Raw genomic sequence first — 16,425 nt, 5'->3', positions numbered from 1 at the left:
CGATCTGTAGCAGCTGCCGAGCGCGCGAGGCTGCGTTCGGCTGCGAAGCAGTCGTAAAATCAGCAATTGCGGTACGTCAGGCAGGCCGCATCAGCCGGACTCTCGGCTGCTATGCAGCCGAACGCAGCCTCGCGCGCTCGGCAGCTGCTACAAAGGGTGTCGCGGCTGAAATTGCTTAACAGACTGGCATTAGTGGAACCAGATGGCTCGCGCAGCGGATGGCGCTGTAAAAAGGCTCAAACGACGAGAGATAGTTCAGGGTTGCGCCTGGCAGCCGAAGGGGCCGCCAGGTGAACACTTTGAAGTGCGAGTGGTATTAAGCTCGAAGCCTTACATCGTCGTTTGCTGAAGGCTGTAGCAGCGAGAACAGGTTCTTGGGATCTTGCAGGTCTGGCACCAGTTGGATATCGCTGCCAATGTTGAGTGTTCTTGCAACATCCAGCACATAGCGCAAGGCGGAGTAGTCCTCGATGGCGAAGCCGACCGAGTCGAACAAGGTGACTTCCTCGGTATGCTGGCGACCTGGGGTCTGACCAGTGATGACTTTCCAGAATTCGATAACCGGAGAGTCGGCGGGCATCTGCTGAATTTCCCCTTCAATTCGGCTTTGCGGCTCGTACTCAACCATGACTCGCGCACGCTCCACGATATCCCGGTGCAATTCGGTCTTGCCGGGACAATCGCCGCCCACTGCGTTGAGGTGCATCCCGGGCTCGATCATCTCAGGCGTTAAAATCGTTGCGTAGGCCTTGTCGGCCGTGACCGTGGTCACGATATCGGCACCACGGACCGCTTCGGCGACGCTTTTGGCAACGCTCACCTGTATCGCTGGATAGGCCCGCAGGTTGGCTACCAGCTTCGCCGTTGCCGCAGGATCGATGTCGTAGAGACTGATTTCAGTAATGCCCAGCAGTGTATGAAATGCCAGGGCCTGGAATTCGCTCTGTGAGCCGTTGCCGATGAGTGCCATTCGGCGACTGTCCGGTCGGGCGAGGTAGCGGGCGGCGAGTGCAGAAGTGGCGGCGGTGCGAATGGCGGTAGTCAGTGTCATTTCACTCAGTAAAACCGGCTTGCCGGTATCGACGTCTCCCAGTGCACCAAACGCCATGACCGTCAGCATGCCATTGTGGGTGTTCTTCGGATGTCCGTTGACATATTTGAAGGCGTAGAGCGAGGCATCAGACACCGGCATCAGCTCGATGACACCCTCCGGCGAGTGGTTCGCCAGGCGCGCGCATTTTTCGAAATCCGGCCAGCGTACGTAGTCTTGACGGATGTACTCGGCCATTTCGGTCAGGCACCGAGGCAAGCCTTTTTCCTGGACGAGACGGCTCAGATCATTGACGTCAATGTAACGGGTCATATTGGGTTCCTTTGGGCTTTTTTTTGTGTGCCGGTCTGGACGACCTTGCGCTTTGGCGGCTGAGACTCAGGAGGCGGTCCATGTGTTTGCAACGGACCTATTGTCGAGGCAATGGAGAGAAGATTTCGGCCAATACTGACCCTGGGCACAGCGAGAGAAGTCGAAAAACAGATCACGCACAGCCGAATCGGCCAAGTGACAGTTACTACTCGCACCTCGTTCGCCCGGCTGAAACGCCAAGTGCTTCACGAAGCATCGTTATGCAAATAAAGAACGCCACAAAGACAATCGCATTTCCTGTGCCGCTCCCATTAAGTGGAGAAACAGAGACTTGGAGCAGACGACAGAATCGGCTGTAAAAGTCCGTCGTTCAGCACAGGCACGCTGTTTGAGCGTAGGGATACGACACCAGCACCATCCCGGCAATTGGCATTCTGGCGGTCCATTTCAAGCGCTTGTTGATCGCTGCCTGAGATGGGGTGCAACTCCGACGACTGGCTGCTTCCAGTCGAAAACAACAACAAAAACGGCTGCGGTGAAGACCGCATCGACTCTCTGCCCCTGTCAAAAAGTGTGGTCCGACGCAGGCGCCGGATCGCGATAAATCCAAATAATCCGGGACTCAAGAAGATGAACATCAAATGGCTGACTTTGCCGGCACTCGCTTTGCTGTGCTGCACCACGGGCGCCAGCGCCAAGGAATGGAAGGAGCTGCGATTTGGCGTCAACCCAAGTTACCCACCTTTTGAATCCACCACGGCCGATGGCGGGGTTCAGGGCTTTGGCGTGGATCTGGGCAATGCGATATGTACCGAGTTGAAACTGACCTGTGTGTGGGTCAGCAATGACTTCGACGGGCTGATTCCGGGGCTCAAGGCCGGTAAGTTCGATGCCATCGAATCTTCGATGACCGTTACCGATGCGCGCAAAAAACAGATCGACTTTACCGATCGCCTGTACGCCGGACCGACCGCCATAGTCACCCGCAAAGACTCCGGACTGCTGCCGACCGCCGAATCGCTGCGCGGCAAAACCATCGGTTACATGCAGGGCACGATTCAGGAAACCTACGCCAAGGCCAAACTGGCGCCGGGCGGGGTGAAACTGCGGGCCTATCAGAATCAGGATCAGGTCTATGCCGACCTGGTTTTTGGCCGTCTCGATGCGTCGATCCAGGACAAGCTGCAAGCACAGATGAGCTTCCTGACCTCGCCACAAGGGGCCGAGTTCCAAAACAGCGAAGGCATCAGTGACCCGTTGGTGCCGTCAGAAATCGCCATTGGTGTGCGCAAGGACAACGAAGAGCTCAAAGGCATGCTCAATGCCGCCATCAAGGCCCTGCACGACAAGGGCATCTACGCGCAGATCCAGCAGAAACACTTCGGCGATCTGGACCTCTACAACAACTGATCCCCGCGCCCCGGTCGATGTATTGCAGCGACCGGGGCGCCTCAAGACAGGTGACTGGCGTGAACTCCTTCCTGAATCTGATCGGGGTCGATCTTTCGGCCCTGCAAGGCTATGGCCCATTGTTGCTGCATGGCACCTGGGTCACCCTCAAACTCTCAGCGCTCGCGCTGCTGGTGAGCATGGCGCTGGGGCTGCTCGGCGCGGCGGCCAAACTGTCGCCCCTGAAACTGCTGAATATACCGGCAACCTTTTACACAACGCTGATCCGTGGCGTGCCCGACCTGGTGTTGATGTTGCTGATTTTCTACAGCCTGCAAGGCTGGCTCAGCGCCCTGACCGAGGCCATGGGCTGGCCCTACATGGAAATCGACCCGTTTGTGGCCGGCATCATCACCCTCGGCTTTATCTACGGGGCGTATTTCACCGAGACCTTTCGCGGGGCAATTTTGAGTGTGCCGCGTGGGCAGCAGGAAGCCGCGGCGTGCTTTGGCCTGAACCGTTGGCAGCGCTTTCGTTTCGTGGTGTTCCCGCAAATGATGCGTTTCGCCTTGCCGAGCCTTGGCAACAACTGGCTGGTGCTGCTCAAGGCCACGGCGCTGGTGTCGATCATCGGTTTGTCGGACCTGGTCAAAGTCGCGCAGGAGGCCGGAAAAAGTACGTTCAACATGCTTGATTTCCTGCTGCTGGCCGCCGCGCTTTATCTGCTGATCACCAGTGCTTCGAACTACGTTTTGCGCGTGCTGGAACGGCGCTACAACCAGGGTGTGCGGGGGATGGCGCGATGATCGAGTTGATTGCCGAATACTGGAAACCCTTTCTGTTCAGCGACGGTGAAAGCCTCACCGGATTGGCGATGACCCTGTGGTTGTTGGTGGCGAGTATTGCCATGGGGTTTTTCCTGTCGTTGCCCCTGGCGATCTTGCGTGTCTCGCGCTGGGGTGTTTTGCGTTGGCCGGTTCAGCTGTTTACCTACATTTTTCGCGGCACGCCGTTGTATATCCAGTTGCTGATTTGCTACAGCGGGATCTACGGCATCGCCGTGGTACGTTCGCAGCCTTTGCTCGAAGCGTTTTTCCGCGACGCCATGAATTGCACCTTGTTGGCGTTCACCCTCAACACCTGCGCTTACACCGTGGAAATTTTCGCCGGAGCGATCCGCAGCATTCCCTACGGTGAAATCGAAGCAGCACATGCCTATGGCCTGAGTGGCTGGCGCCTGTATCTGCAACTGATCCTGCCTTCGGCGCTGCGCCGCGCGCTGCCGTACTACAGCAACGAAGTGATCCTGATGTTGCATGCGACATCGGTGGCATTTACCGCAACGATTCCAGACATCCTGAAAATCGCCCGAGACGCCAATGCGGCGACCTTCATGACGTTCCAGGCATTTGGCATTGCCGGTCTGCTGTACCTCGTGCTGTCGTTCGGGCTGGTCGCTGCGTTCCGCCTGGCAGAGAAGCGCTGGCTGAGTTTTCTCGGCCCAGCCCACTAAAATTCCATTTCTACCCAGAGCTGCGCTCGATGAGGGCGCGGCTCCAGGAGTATTCGCATGTACAAACTCACGGTTGAAAATCTGTATAAACGTTTTGGTGACAATGAAGTGCTCAAGGGCGTCTCGTTGAATGCGCGGGCAGGGGACGTGGTGAGCATGATCGGCGCCAGCGGATCGGGTAAAAGCACCATGCTGCGCTGCATCAACTTTCTGGAACGTGCGGACGAAGGCGCCATTGCTCTGGATGGCGAGCGAGTTCTCACCCGTCAGGGCGTTGGCGGCATGCGCGTTGCCAACCCGAAGCAGTTACAGCGTTTGCGCACGCGACTGGCGATGGTGTTCCAGCATTTCAATCTGTGGAGTCACCTGACCGTGCTGGAGAACATCGTGCTGGCGCCGTGTCGAGTCCTGGGCATGAGTCGCAAGGCCGCCGAAGAGAGCGCACGGGCGTATCTGGATAAAGTCGGCCTGCCGCAACGGGTGGCCGATCAGTACCCGGCGTTTCTGTCGGGCGGGCAGCAACAACGGGTAGCGATTGCCCGTGCCCTGGCGGTGGAACCGGAAATCCTGTTGTTCGACGAGCCCACCTCGGCGCTCGACCCGGAACTGGTGGGTGAAGTGCTGAAGGTGATTCAGGCGCTGGCCGAAGAAGGCCGGACCATGTTGATGGTGACCCACGAAATGGGCTTTGCCCGGCAGGTCTCCAGCCAGGTGTTGTTCTTGCATCAGGGCCGGGTTGAGGAGCAGGGTGATGCTACGATACTCGACCGGCCAAACAGTGAACGTTTGCAGCAATTTCTATCGGGTCGTTTGAAGTGAGGCAAGGCGTACATGGCGGATATCCGCGATCTGTCGATCGTGCTTGATCGTATCGATCAGGCAATCATTGAAGTGTTGCGCCACGAAGGGCGCATCACTTATCAAAAGCTTTCCGAGCGCGTGCACCTGACCCCCAGGCCTTGTCTGGAACGAGTGCGCAAGCTGGAACAGCTTGGGGTCATTCGCGGCTATGGCGCGATTCTCGACGAGAAGAAACTGACGCCGGGTTTGTCGTTGCTGGTGCTGGTGGCGTTGTCGAACCAGAGCGGACGCGCGGCGCAAAAGGCCTTCGAGGCCAAGGTTCGGGCCTGCCCGCAGGTGCTGGAATGTCGCCTTATAAGCGGCGCGTTCGACTACAGCCTGCGCATGCGCTGCCGTGATATGGAGCATTACCGGGTGTTGACCGAAGTCTGGTTTGACGACCCGGATTTGCACATCGACAAACTGGTCAGCCACCCGGAACTGGCGATGGTCAAGACCACGATGGAATAGGCACTGTGGGAGCGGGCTTGCTCGCGAAGGCGGTGTGTCAGTCGATATTGATGTTGGATGACACACCGCCTTCGCGAGCAAGCCCGCTCCCACATTTGATTTGTGTTGTTCACCGAATCGGCTGAAGGGGTCAGAATCTTCAGCCGTTTTGATCACCGAAAAAGCCGTTATCAACCGGGTTTTTCCCCCTTTGAAACAGACAATGAGCCTCTCTCGTCCCTCATTGAGTCTGTGCCCATGCAAACCACCAATACGGTTTTAATGATTCGCCCGACACGTTTCTCCTTCAATCAGGACACGGCGGCGAACAACCGTTTCCAGCGTCCGGCAACAGTAACTGAAGACGTTCAACTCAAGGCCCTTGCCGAGTTCGATGGCTATGTCGACGCGTTGCGCCGGCACGGCGTTGAAGTCCTGGTGCATAACGATCGCGAAGCGCCGCACACCCCGGATTCGATCTTCCCCAACAACTGGTGGAGCAGCCACCCGGACGGCACCTTGGTGCTGTACCCGATGCAGGGCCACAACCGGCGTCTGGAACGGGACAAAGGTGTGCTCGACGGGTTGCTGGATGAATATCGGGTCGAGCAGGTGCTGGACCTGTCCAGCCTCGAAGAGCAGGAGGTTTTCCTGGAGGGCACCGGCAGCATGGTCCTGGATCGGCAACAGCAGATCTGCTACGCAGGGTACTCGACCCGCACCCACGCCCGGGCACTGGATCAGTTGGTCAGTCATCTGGGCTATGAGCTGTGTGCGTTCAACGCGGTGGACCGCCAAGGCGTGGCGATTTATCACACCAATGTGATGATGAGTGTCGGCACTCGTCTGGCGGTGGTTTGCCTGGCATCCGTGCCCCAGCCGGGCGAACGTGCGGCGCTGCGTAACCGACTCGAAACCAGCGGCAAACAGGTCATCGCCTTGAACTGGGCGCAACTGGAGTCCTTTGCCGGCAACATGCTGCAAGTGCACAACGCAGCGGGCGAGCCGCTGCTGGTGATGTCGCGCACCGCCTGGCAATCCCTGGACGCCGATCAGCGTCGCTTGATCGAAACTCACACCACGCCGTTGCCGGTGAACATCGACACCATCGAACGCATCGGTGGCGGCAGCGCACGTTGCATGCTGGCCGAGGTGTTCCTGCCCAGGCATTCGTCCACCGAAGAACAAGTGCGATGATCGTCCGCCCGGCAACGACCGCCGGGCGAGATGGTAAGGCGCGTTAGCCGGGGAACTGATCTCCAAACATGGGGTATCCGCCGGCGGAACCTTCGCGTGTCGCCTCGTCCTGGATCACATCCCAGTGTTCGACCATCACCCCGTCTTCGAGGCGCAGGATATCGACAACGACCCAGTTCGCCGGTTGACCGAGTCCGGTAAAGCGACCGTGCAACATGACGAAGTCGCCTTCAGCGACTGCCAGCTGGCATTCATAACGCATATCGGGCGATCCTGCGGCGACCAGCTCGAACAGACCCTCGCGCCCCGGGGGCACATGGGCACTGTGCTGGATATAGGAGGGTGACCAGAAGCGTTCGGCCGCCGCCAGATCCTTGCGATTGAACAGGGTTGCGAAGCCTTCGAGGACGATGGTCTTGTTCTCGGCGGGGGTACGTGAAGTCATGGTCTGATCCTGCTTGCAATGTGAAAGGTAGGCGGCTGCAGGGCCGCCCAATATTGCCTTATGGTCTCAACCGAAAGCCGGTCCGTTTGCGATCATGTCGTTGAAGCCGTTGACCCAGGCATGCTCGTTCGGGCCAGGATTGGCGCGCATGGCATCGGCCGGAGCGACGAGGATTTCGTCCGCACCGCTTTCGAACTGTTTCATCGCTTCTGTAATGAACTGGTCGAGGGGAATGGCGCGTTCTTCCTCGCTGCTGTTGAGCAACTCGGTGCGTACCCACGGTGGTGCGATCTCGACCAGTTGGACGCCGTGTTCGCGCAGCAGGTAGCGCTGTGACAAGGTGTAGGAGTGCAACGCCGCCTTGGTTGCCGAATAGACCGCCGTCACGGCCATTGGCACGAAGCCGAGCACCGAGGAGACGTTGACGATGACCGCATCCGGTTTGGCCTTCAGATGCTCGACCAGCGCCGAAGTCATGCGGATCGGACCCAGCAGGTTTGTGGTGACAGTCAAGAGGGCAAGCTCATCGTCCACCGGACCTTCGGCATGATCGAGCAGCATGATGCCGGCATTATTGATCAACACGTTGAGCTCAGGGTAATGGGCGGTGAGGTGCTGCGCTGCTGCCTGGATGCTGGCCGTGTCGTTGATGTCGAGCTCGATGGCTGCCATGCCGGGGTTGGCGTCGAGCGTCTGCTGCAGTCGATCCTTGCGCCGTCCGGAGATGATCACTTTATTGCCAAGCTTGTGGAAGGCTTCCGCCAGGCCTTGACCGATGCCGGAGCCGCCGCCAGTGATGAAGATCGTATTGCCAGTCATGCGCATGAGGAATTTCCTTGAACGATAAAGTCAGGGCGTCCGCCACGCTGCCAGGCCGATCAGCTCGACCGCTGCGTCGCGGGGTATGGCGCTAAACTGGCAGCTTCGGCGGGATCGGAGTAGACGCTGTGGCTGGCTATCTTCTATGCGTCGGATGCATAGGCACCGCCGGCATCGTCAAGCAGGCTGGCGACAAGATGTTCGATCAGGGCGCGGCCGGCCCTGCGGGTACGCGAGCCGTGGGGGAAGTAGGCATGAACCGGGACGGATTCGGTTTCCCAATCGGTGAGCAGGGTGACGAGTTCACCGCTTTCAAGCTCCCGCCGACACGCCCAGGCCGTTGTCGATGTAATCCCTAAACCGGCAGTTGCCGCCGCGACAGCACCTTCGTTTTCATCGGTCGAGAAGTGCGCTTCGAGCTGAATCGTCCTGGTCTCGCCGTCGCGTTTGAACATCCACCCGCTCGGGACCGTCGAGGCTGGACCGGCGATGATTCGATGGGATTGCAGGTCCTCAGGCGTAGTCGGCTCCCCGGCGGCGCGCAAGTAGGAGGGTGAGGCGAGGATAAATCTGGAGATCGTCATGATCTGACGGCTCGTTGCACTGGAATCAATCAGCCGTCCCAACCTTATTGCTACATCGATATTTTCGCGCACCAGATCCTGCCAATGATCGGCGAGCAGGACCTGGATATGCAGGTTGGGGTGTATCGCTGCGAACGGCGCTATACGCGGAATGATTTCCCGTACGCCGATGCTCGTTGGCATGCTGATCCGCACCACGCCTCGCAGCTCCTGGCCGCCGCGAACGCTTTGCTCTGCTTCTTCCACCGCGACGAGGATGGGTTCCATGCGCGAGAGAAAATCCGCCCCTGCCTCAGTCGGTATGACAGCACGTGTCGATCTCGCCAGCAGCAGGGTGCCAAGATCGGCTTCGAGCTCGGCCACAATCCTGGAGACCTGGGATTGAGAAAGACCCACTTCGCGTGCCGCGGCCGAAAAGCTGCCCAGTCGCGCCACCCTTGTGAAAAGCCTGTAGGAGAAAAGGTCTTTCATGCGTTAGCTCCATCCAACAGCCAGCATGCACCTTGAGTCCGCTGGTAGAAGCTACGCTGAAACGGGGCAGTAAGCTGGCGCATCGCTGCTTGGGTGATTGATTTTTTGCGGGGAGGCAGCTGGGGCACTGTGGCCCCAGTTACCAGTGGCGAAAATTATCACGCAACTTCAGTGTGGAAAGGATAGTCCGTGTAACCCACTTCCGTGCCGCCGAAGAACGACTCGCGGTCGTACGGGTTCAGCGGCCAGCCGTTGCGCAGGCGCTCTGGCAAGTCAGGGTTGGCGATGAAGTGGCGGCCGAACGCGACCAGGTCTGCATCGCCGGCCTCGAGGATCGCGTTGGCCGATTCACCGGAGAAACCGCCCGCCGCGATAAGGGTGCCCTTGTAGTGCTGGCGGATGAGTTGAGACGCCACCGGATTCTGGTCCCGGCGCTCGTCTTCGATGAGACCCAGGATGCGTGGCTCGATCAGGTGCAGATAGGCGAGGTCCAGCTTGTTCAGTTCGCGCGCGACATAGGTGAACAGGCCAATGGGGTCGCTGTCGGACATATCGCCGAAATTGCCGCTCGGCCCCAGACGCACCGCCACCCGATTGCTGCCCCAGACAGAGATCACCGCCTCTACCGCTTCCAGCAGGAACCGGCTGCGGTTCTCGAACGAGCCACCGTAGATATCCGTACGTTTGTTGCTGCCGTCCTGCAGGAATTGATCGAACAGGTAGCCGTTGGCCGAGTGAATCTCCACGCCGTCGAATCCGGCAGCGATACCGCGTTCGGCCGCGGCGCGGAAGCTGTCCACCAGCCCGTGGATGTCAGCGATGGTCAGTTCGCGCGCCGGGCTGGCGGGGGTCCAGCCAGTCTCGGTGAAGGCGAGGCCGCCGTGGTCAACGACGGAAGGGGCCACTGGCTGGCCGCCGTCCGGCTGCAAGAGGCTATTGGACTGGCGCCCCGCATGATAGAGCTGCAGAAAGATTGTACCGCCCTTGGCATGAACGGCGTCAGTCACGAGCTTCCAGCCGGCGATTTGGCTATCGTCATACAAGCCGGGAGCACCGAGGTATCCGTTACCATTGGCGGCGGCGATAGTGGCTTCGCCGATCAGCAGGCCACCGGCGGTGGTACGTTGGGCGTAGTACTCGGCCATCAGCGGGCCAGGGATGTCGCCCGGCTCGGCACGCATGCGGGTCAGTGGCGCCAGAACGACGCGATGGGAAATCTGGTGTGGGCCTATCTGGATGCTCGTGTGCAGTTTGGACATGACATCGATACCTATCAGTGGTGGGATGGGCGCAATGTAGGCGTAAAATTCGCGGAGAAAAATATCCCGCGATGCCGAACATTTCGGATGTTTTTTCCGTAATCCCGCCCTGTTGGTGGGGTTCTACCGGAGCAGGCAGGAAAAGTGATGGAAAGTCTGAATGGCATCTCAACGTTCGTGCAGGTTGCCGAAACGCGCAGCTTTACCGAGTCCGCCCGGCAGTTGGGGGTGTCGTCCTCGACCGTGGGCAAAACCATTGCCCGGATGGAGGAACGCTTGCATGTGCGGCTGTTTCATCGCAGCACACGCAGCGTCACGCTGACGGCCGAGGGGACGCTGTTCCTTGAGCGCTGCCGCCGCATCCTCAGTGAGCTCACCGCTGCCGAATCCGAGCTGTCAGGCCTGGCTGGCAGTCCACGTGGACGGCTTCGGGTGGGCACGCCTCTACTCGGCGACCTGATGATGCCGGCCTTTGACGGGTTCATGGAGCGGTATCCGGAAGTCGAACTGGATATCGATTTTTGCGACCGCATGGTCGATGTGATCGAGGAGGGGTTCGACGCGGTGATTCGCACCGGCGAGCAAACCGATTCTCGCTTGACCGCGCGCCGCCTGGGTTCCTGCGCACATGTGCTGGTGGCGTCGCCGACGTATCTCAAGCGGCATGGTGTACCCACTTATCCGCGTGAACTGGAACGCCATTCATGCCTGCAGCACAAATTCCCCGCAACGGGAAAGCTGGAACGTTGGCCGCTGCGGCTCGAACCCTCCGAGGCTGAACTGGTGCTGCCCGCCACGATGACGTCGAACACAATCGAGCCTCTTGCTTACGCCGCGATTCAGGGCAGGGGGGTTGCCTTTCTGCCGGCTTTCCTGGTGCGCGAAGCGCTGGAAAGCGGCCAGCTGGTCACAGTGCTGGACGATTACATTGACCGCGAAGTCGTCTTCTGGATGCTGTGGTCAGCCAGCCGTTATGCCTCACCCAAGTTGCGCGTTTTCATTGACTACATGAGTGCGCACTTGCGCATCTGATCGCTTACGCCTGCAGCTTCAGGCGCACGCCGTCACGGTTGGAGATTTCGATGGCATCGATCAATTCGTGCATGCGCAGGGCATCCGCCATGGTCGGTGCAACGTGGGTACCGTCGCGCACATCCCTGGCGTAGGCGGCATACAAATTGGCCAGTTCCTGCTGGCTGCCGCCCAGGTCATTCTCCGGCAGCCAGTTGTAGCTCGACGGCACAGTGAGCGTGTGCATGGGTTGCGAGTCGCCCTGGGCCGCTTCAATAGTATTGAAGTGGTCGCCAAAACTGGTGGTGTTCCAGATCTTGAGATCGCCTCGGGTGCCGGTCAGGTCCAGCTGCATGCCATAGTTGTTGCGTTTCCCTGCTTCGATATGGACCGTCAGCACAGCGCCGTTGGAGAAGGTACCGTTGACCAGAATCTGGTCGGCCGTTGTGTGTTTCAGTACTTCACCTGTCTCGATCAGCGTCACTTCCGGGAACTGGTTGACGGTCAGTGCGCTGATGCTCTCCGGATGGCCCAGCATGCTGAACACCGCATCGAAATAGTGACCGCCATAAATGGAAAGCAGGCTGGAGAAGTTCTCCGGCGGGATGGTGAAGTGCAGGGCGGCCATGCGTTCGCGCTGGAAGTATTCGACGCTGACATGCAGCCGTACTGAACGAAGTTCCCCGATGTAGCCATCCTTTAACAGGTCGCGTACGTAGCGATAGTCCGGATTCAGTCGTCGCTGCAATCCGACGATGTGCCGAACGCCAGCCTTCTCGGCAAGCGCCATCAGTTCCTGCGACACGGCCTTGCTGGGAGTCAGCGGCCATTCGCAGTACACATCTTTGCCAGCTGCGATGGCTGCCCGTACGGTGGCCTCGTGCTGTGGTGCCGTGTTAAGCACGATCACCAGATCCACTTCCGGATGGTTGACCAGTGCCTCCACGGTATCGAGTGCAAAGCGGATGCCGTGGCGATCTGCCAACTCGGCGGCTTTATCCGGATTGCGACTGTGGACTGCCGTCAGCTCATAGTCGGGAAGCAACTGGAGGGCAGGCAAGTGACCGTACTCGGCCCAATTACCGACGCCAATGAGACCCACTCGAATTTTGGATGACATGGTCATGGAAGCTCCTGAACCTGGCTTGAAGGGAAAGGTTGCGCTGCTGGGCGGCGGCCGAACCGAGCGACAAGGGTTGTTTGTCGGCCGGGATAAAAAGCCCAGTCACCGAGTGTAGGAAGAGATGCAGTCGGGAAAAATGCGCTAGAGATCCGAACACTTCGGACGCTGGTGTCCGGAATACTCCGCATCAGGGCGACAGGCTACGCGCGGAGTTTGGCCGGAACCCATGATCGATGATCACGCACACACTGAGTTCGCGGGAGGCTCACGGCTCATGACAAGCCAAGAGGCTGTAATCGCCCCAAAGCCGACTGTGATGACAGGCGGCTTTGGAATTGAAACGATTATGTAAGCGGTTTTTTGCGTTCGCCGACGCGATGACCAGCCGTTTGATAGGCGACGCTAGCCTTTGCCTCCGCTGCTGCCACTACTACTGCCACTGCCACTGCCACTGCTACTTCCTTGGTCATTGTTGAACTTGACCTGAGGCCCGACGCCATCCCCCGTACGGAATGTCGGTAACGCCACCGAGGCCACGAATTTCACGCCGTCCCAACTGGGCAAGGGTGTGGGCATCAACTGGAACTGGCCCGGATGCTCAGAGTCCCAGCGCAGCAGCATCGACGTGTCTTCATGCTGGGTGTTGTGGCAGTGCTCCATGTAGGTACCGGCAAACTCACGGATACGTATGGCCATTTCGACATTGTCGAGGCTCTCAGGATGGCGGCCTACATTGTAGATATCTTTGCGTGCGCCTTTTTCCCATTCTGGTGGCGGTTTGCCGCCTCGAGTGAGAATGATCCCTTCCTCGAAGTGCACATGCACCGGGTGAGTCCAGCCATTGCCGCCGTTCTGGATCTTCCAGATTTCCAGCGTGCCTTCCCCCTTGAACCCTGCCGGTGTCGGGCCAGTGGCCAGTTGTGGCGCGGCTGAAATCCGGCGCGGGTCCATGGGGAAGCCTTCACCGCCATCGGTCTTGATCGTCCAGGGCGTCTCATCGGTGCCGTTGGAGCGGCCAAAGATAAAGGTGCGGTGCCGCGCCTGGGCAAGCCGCGCGATATCGGCAGGGTCATCACGGTGCAAGGGCAGGGGGATCATGAACCTGCCCTCGGGCTTGCCAGGCTTGGCGGGCTCGTAGTCGACCGGATTCAGGCTGACATCCTGGCCGGTGTAAGGCTGGACGTTCAGTTGCAGGAACAGGCCCACGCCCGGGTCACCGTTGACCCACTGTGGCCCGTGGCTGGTTTGCCTGACAACGGGCAGGTACTTCCCGGAGAGTACATCCGCCAATGGAATGTCACGTTCGGGACGCTTGCCGTTTTCATGCTCCTCGATGTTGACGAAGAAAATCTTGTCGCCCAGCTTGATGCCGTTTTTCGCGAAGTCGATGACGATGTCATAGCGTTCGGAAATGCCTTGTATCGGCAGAATGGCATTGTGGTCCTGTGTGTCGCCGTCACCATCGAGGTCCAGGCTGCCATCGAACGGCACCGCGTGCTCCATGATGTTGCCGTCGTTGGCAATCATGTGGAACGGCACCCGGTTATAGGAAACCCCAGAGCCGTTCGGGCCAGGAAACTCGCCACCATTGCCATTGACCTGACGCACCACTGCCAGCTTGAAGTAGCGAGAAACCGATCCGTTGAGAATGCGGAAACGGTAGCGGCGGGCACGTACATCCAGGAAGGGCTTGTACTCCCAGTTGGTCAGCACCTGGTCACCGAGAAAACCGTCGGTGTTGAAGGGGTTGAACCACAACTGGCCGGTCTGGTCCCAGGCCTTGTCGGCGATCGTCAAATTGACGTCATAGTCGCGGTTACCCCAGCCCAGACCCGAACCGCTGGGCAAGCGCAGGTTGACCCCGTCGTCGACCGACTCGTTGCCACGGTCCACGGCGCTGTAGTAGTTCATCATCGTCGCATTGCCCTTGTAGACATTCTGCGCGGTGAAATCGAGCATGTGGTCGTGGAACCAGTGGCTGCTCATGGTTTCGCGCCAGTCGCCACGGATCTTGATGGTGCCGTTGTTGCAGGTCTTGAAGCCGGGGGTGGCGTCGTTGACGAACAGGATTTCACCGGGGTCGCACGGGAACGCTGCCCGAGCGTCCTCAGCAGTGGTATTGATGCTGTCGTAACCGGCCAACTGGATCGGCCAGCGATAGTCGTAGTACTGGCCCGGGAAGAAGAACGCGTTGGCAAAGCCGTCGCTTTCCGCGGGCGAGTGGCCGTTATGCTCATGGGTGCTGATGGTGTGCAGGCCAAAGCCCCGGTTGGCCGATGGGTCAATGGGCAATGCATCGTAATGACGCATCAGCATCGCCTGGCCATAGCGTACTTGAAGCAGTTTGGGCGGAAAGGTGCCGTCGAATGTCCACAACGCATTGTGGTCCTGGACAGGGAAGTTGGGGTGAAACTGCACTTGAATGCCTTTGGTTGTGCCCTCGTTGACCGGGTTGCCATTGGTGTTGTGGTAGAGCCCGCCTGGCGCAAATTCCCCCACGGCGTAGTTATGTCGTTGCATACGATCACGCAAGCCGCTGTTGACGTGCGCGCCGGCTTGCACCGTCTTGAAGGCGTCGCGCGGGAGAAACTCATTGAAACGCTGGTGTGACCAGCCTTTTCCCGGCGGCCGGCCTTCTGCGGGCGAATCGACCCGGCGGTTGAGGAATAGCTCGATTTGCGCCTTCCAGGGGTTGCGGTCCAGGACATTGGAGAACTCTGTCGGGAAGGGCGTCAGTGCCGGCTGCCTGAGAAAGGCGTCCAGCGCATCCGGCGACGGGCCGCTACGCGCCACGTTCAATGGATCTTGCGCGGGGGCGGGGCCCACCGTCGGAACGGGAAACGGCACGGGTGATGGCGGGTCGGTCGGATCCAGTTTGTTCGAGCCGAACTCCTCGAAAAGCTCAAGCTTCTGGGTGAACGGTTGAACCCCGAACACCGGGCTGGCATTGCCGTTAGTGGGGATGTTGAAGCTGGGTTGCAGATTGGGTGGCAGCACATTGTCGACCAAGGGGGTCTTGCGGTTACCGGTCACGCCATTGGGTAAGTCGAAGGCCCCGACGTTGGCGGGAGGCAGCTTGAGCAAGTCCCGCAATGCGGCATCGGGGTCGGCGGGCGGATTGGTGAACGCCGATGGGTCGGTAGGAGGCGGTGGATCGGTGTTGTCGAGGGGGACTGCCTGGGTCTGGGAAAAGCCCAGCCCCAACATGATCACGGCAGCAGAGATACTCAGCGCCAGCCTGGTTTTGAACAATGGACTAGGTTTCGACCTTTCGGTATCTAGTTTCATCGCAAACACCTCTGACGGGTTCCTCGGAGCGCGTGGCAATACAGGGGCAACGAGCCACTGCTCCTGGCCGGGCTGGCGAAACGATTGATTTCGGGCCGGGAAGGGAACGACGCAACTTCCCTGCCAAAAGTGACAGGAAGTGACCAGTGGCTCTACGCCATGCCCCCCTTGTCTGCTGGCTTTGAGCAGGCGCATGAGAAACCGGGGTGAAAGCCCCGATGACGGGGAGTATCCCCCAATACAGGGTGCAATTGTGGGGGGGCGCTTTAGTGGCCTGTGTCAGCCGCTGGCTGACGAGAAGGGCTTGTTTCATGCTCTGATCGCTTCGAGCAATCCTTGAATACCCAAGTTACTCATCATTCGCGTGAGGTTGTAGCCGACCATTCCGGTGCCTCGGCCGCTCTTGGCCGTTGAGCGTGCATCGGGAGCGGTGAGGGGAGTTTGTTGGTCGGGGTTTTCCTGCAACCTTGCTTCTTCGGCGCCGTGGGGGCACTCGATGTGCCAGAACACGTCTTCCTCTGGGCCGTGTGGGCGTGCGCGCATTGCTCTACTTCGAAGTGGTGTCCACCCTGGCCCTAATGCCAGTCAGTCAAACGGTAATGCGATCTGTAGCAGCTGCCGAGCCCGCGAGGCTGCGTTCGGCTGCGAAGCAGTCGTAAAATCAGTCGTTGCG

General features: G+C 59.3%; 15 protein-coding genes. 7 read left to right on the top strand and 8 right to left on the bottom strand.

What is annotated here, in order from left to right:
• Positions 1-316 precede the first annotated feature (316 nt).
• Positions 317-1,363 (bottom strand): ornithine cyclodeaminase, encoded by a 1,047-nt coding sequence (locus PMI28_RS15295; RefSeq protein ID WP_007986665.1) that lies wholly within the window; start codon positions 1,361-1,363, stop codon positions 317-319.
• Between the two features lie 630 nt (positions 1,364-1,993).
• Between PMI28_RS15295 and PMI28_RS15300 the strand changes: the two genes are divergently transcribed.
• The 6 genes from PMI28_RS15300 (at position 1,994) to ctlX (ending at position 6,752) form a co-directional block, all read left to right on the top strand.
• Positions 1,994-2,773 (top strand): transporter substrate-binding domain-containing protein, encoded by a 780-nt coding sequence (locus PMI28_RS15300; protein WP_033063310.1) that lies wholly within the window; start codon positions 1,994-1,996, stop codon positions 2,771-2,773.
• Positions 2,774-2,790: 17 nt separating this feature from the next.
• Entirely contained in the window at positions 2,791-3,558 is a 768-nt protein-coding gene (locus PMI28_RS15305) for an ABC transporter permease (protein WP_007986661.1), read from the top strand.
• Positions 3,555-4,265 carry an ABC transporter permease gene (locus PMI28_RS15310; RefSeq protein ID WP_007986658.1) on the top strand — a complete coding sequence of 237 codons (711 nt, stop codon included), beginning with the start codon at positions 3,555-3,557 and terminating at the stop codon, positions 4,263-4,265. The genes PMI28_RS15305 and PMI28_RS15310 overlap by 4 nt, the downstream gene beginning before the upstream one ends.
• Positions 4,266-4,322: 57 nt before the next feature.
• Positions 4,323-5,084: an ABC transporter ATP-binding protein gene (locus PMI28_RS15315; RefSeq protein WP_007986657.1), complete on the top strand. Its 762-nt coding sequence runs from the start codon at positions 4,323-4,325 to the stop codon at positions 5,082-5,084.
• 12 nt (positions 5,085-5,096) lie between these two features.
• Entirely contained in the window at positions 5,097-5,576 is a 480-nt protein-coding gene (locus PMI28_RS15320; RefSeq protein ID WP_007974731.1) for an Lrp/AsnC family transcriptional regulator, read from the top strand.
• Between the two features lie 237 nt (positions 5,577-5,813).
• The gene (gene ctlX / locus PMI28_RS15325; protein WP_007986655.1) at positions 5,814-6,752 is read left to right on the top strand and encodes a citrulline utilization hydrolase CtlX; all 939 of its coding nucleotides are present in this window, start codon (positions 5,814-5,816) and stop codon (positions 6,750-6,752) included.
• 43 nt (positions 6,753-6,795) lie between these two features.
• Here the strand turns inward: ctlX and PMI28_RS15330 are convergent, their stop codons facing one another.
• The 4 genes from PMI28_RS15330 to PMI28_RS15345 all read right to left on the bottom strand — a co-directional run bounded on the left by PMI28_RS15330 (position 6,796) and on the right by PMI28_RS15345 (position 10,330).
• Positions 6,796-7,197, bottom strand: coding sequence for a nuclear transport factor 2 family protein (locus PMI28_RS15330; protein WP_007986653.1), 402 nt, complete (start codon positions 7,195-7,197; stop codon positions 6,796-6,798).
• A gap of 66 nt (positions 7,198-7,263) precedes the next feature.
• Positions 7,264-8,022, bottom strand: coding sequence for an SDR family oxidoreductase (locus tag PMI28_RS15335; RefSeq protein ID WP_007986651.1), 759 nt, complete (start codon positions 8,020-8,022; stop codon positions 7,264-7,266).
• Between the two features lie 137 nt (positions 8,023-8,159).
• On the bottom strand, positions 8,160-9,071 hold the full coding sequence (locus PMI28_RS15340; protein WP_007986648.1) for a LysR family transcriptional regulator: 912 nt from the start codon (positions 9,069-9,071) through the stop codon (positions 8,160-8,162).
• A gap of 158 nt (positions 9,072-9,229) precedes the next feature.
• Positions 9,230-10,330, bottom strand: a complete 1,101-nt coding sequence (locus PMI28_RS15345; RefSeq protein WP_007986645.1) for an alkene reductase — start codon at positions 10,328-10,330, stop codon at positions 9,230-9,232.
• A gap of 147 nt (positions 10,331-10,477) precedes the next feature.
• Between PMI28_RS15345 and PMI28_RS15350 the strand changes: the two genes are divergently transcribed.
• Positions 10,478-11,362: a LysR family transcriptional regulator gene (locus PMI28_RS15350; RefSeq protein ID WP_007986643.1), complete on the top strand. Its 885-nt coding sequence runs from the start codon at positions 10,478-10,480 to the stop codon at positions 11,360-11,362.
• Between the two features lie 4 nt (positions 11,363-11,366).
• Here the strand turns inward: PMI28_RS15350 and PMI28_RS15355 are convergent, their stop codons facing one another.
• From PMI28_RS15355 to PMI28_RS15365, 3 genes are all read right to left on the bottom strand, one after another.
• Positions 11,367-12,467, bottom strand: coding sequence for a Gfo/Idh/MocA family protein (locus tag PMI28_RS15355; protein ID WP_007986641.1), 1,101 nt, complete (start codon positions 12,465-12,467; stop codon positions 11,367-11,369).
• Between the two features lie 399 nt (positions 12,468-12,866).
• The gene (locus PMI28_RS15360) at positions 12,867-15,752 is read right to left on the bottom strand and encodes a multicopper oxidase domain-containing protein (RefSeq protein WP_007986639.1); all 2,886 of its coding nucleotides are present in this window, start codon (positions 15,750-15,752) and stop codon (positions 12,867-12,869) included.
• Positions 15,753-16,061: 309 nt separating this feature from the next.
• Complete coding sequence (locus PMI28_RS15365; RefSeq protein ID WP_033063308.1) at positions 16,062-16,295, bottom strand: hypothetical protein; 234 nt, start codon at positions 16,293-16,295, stop codon at positions 16,062-16,064.
• Positions 16,296-16,425: the final 130 nt, after the last annotated feature.

This window comes from Pseudomonas sp. GM48 (assembly GCF_000282335.1).
Classification (GTDB): domain Bacteria; phylum Pseudomonadota; class Gammaproteobacteria; order Pseudomonadales; family Pseudomonadaceae; genus Aquipseudomonas.
This window is presented reverse-complemented; position numbering and strand designations above follow the sequence as displayed.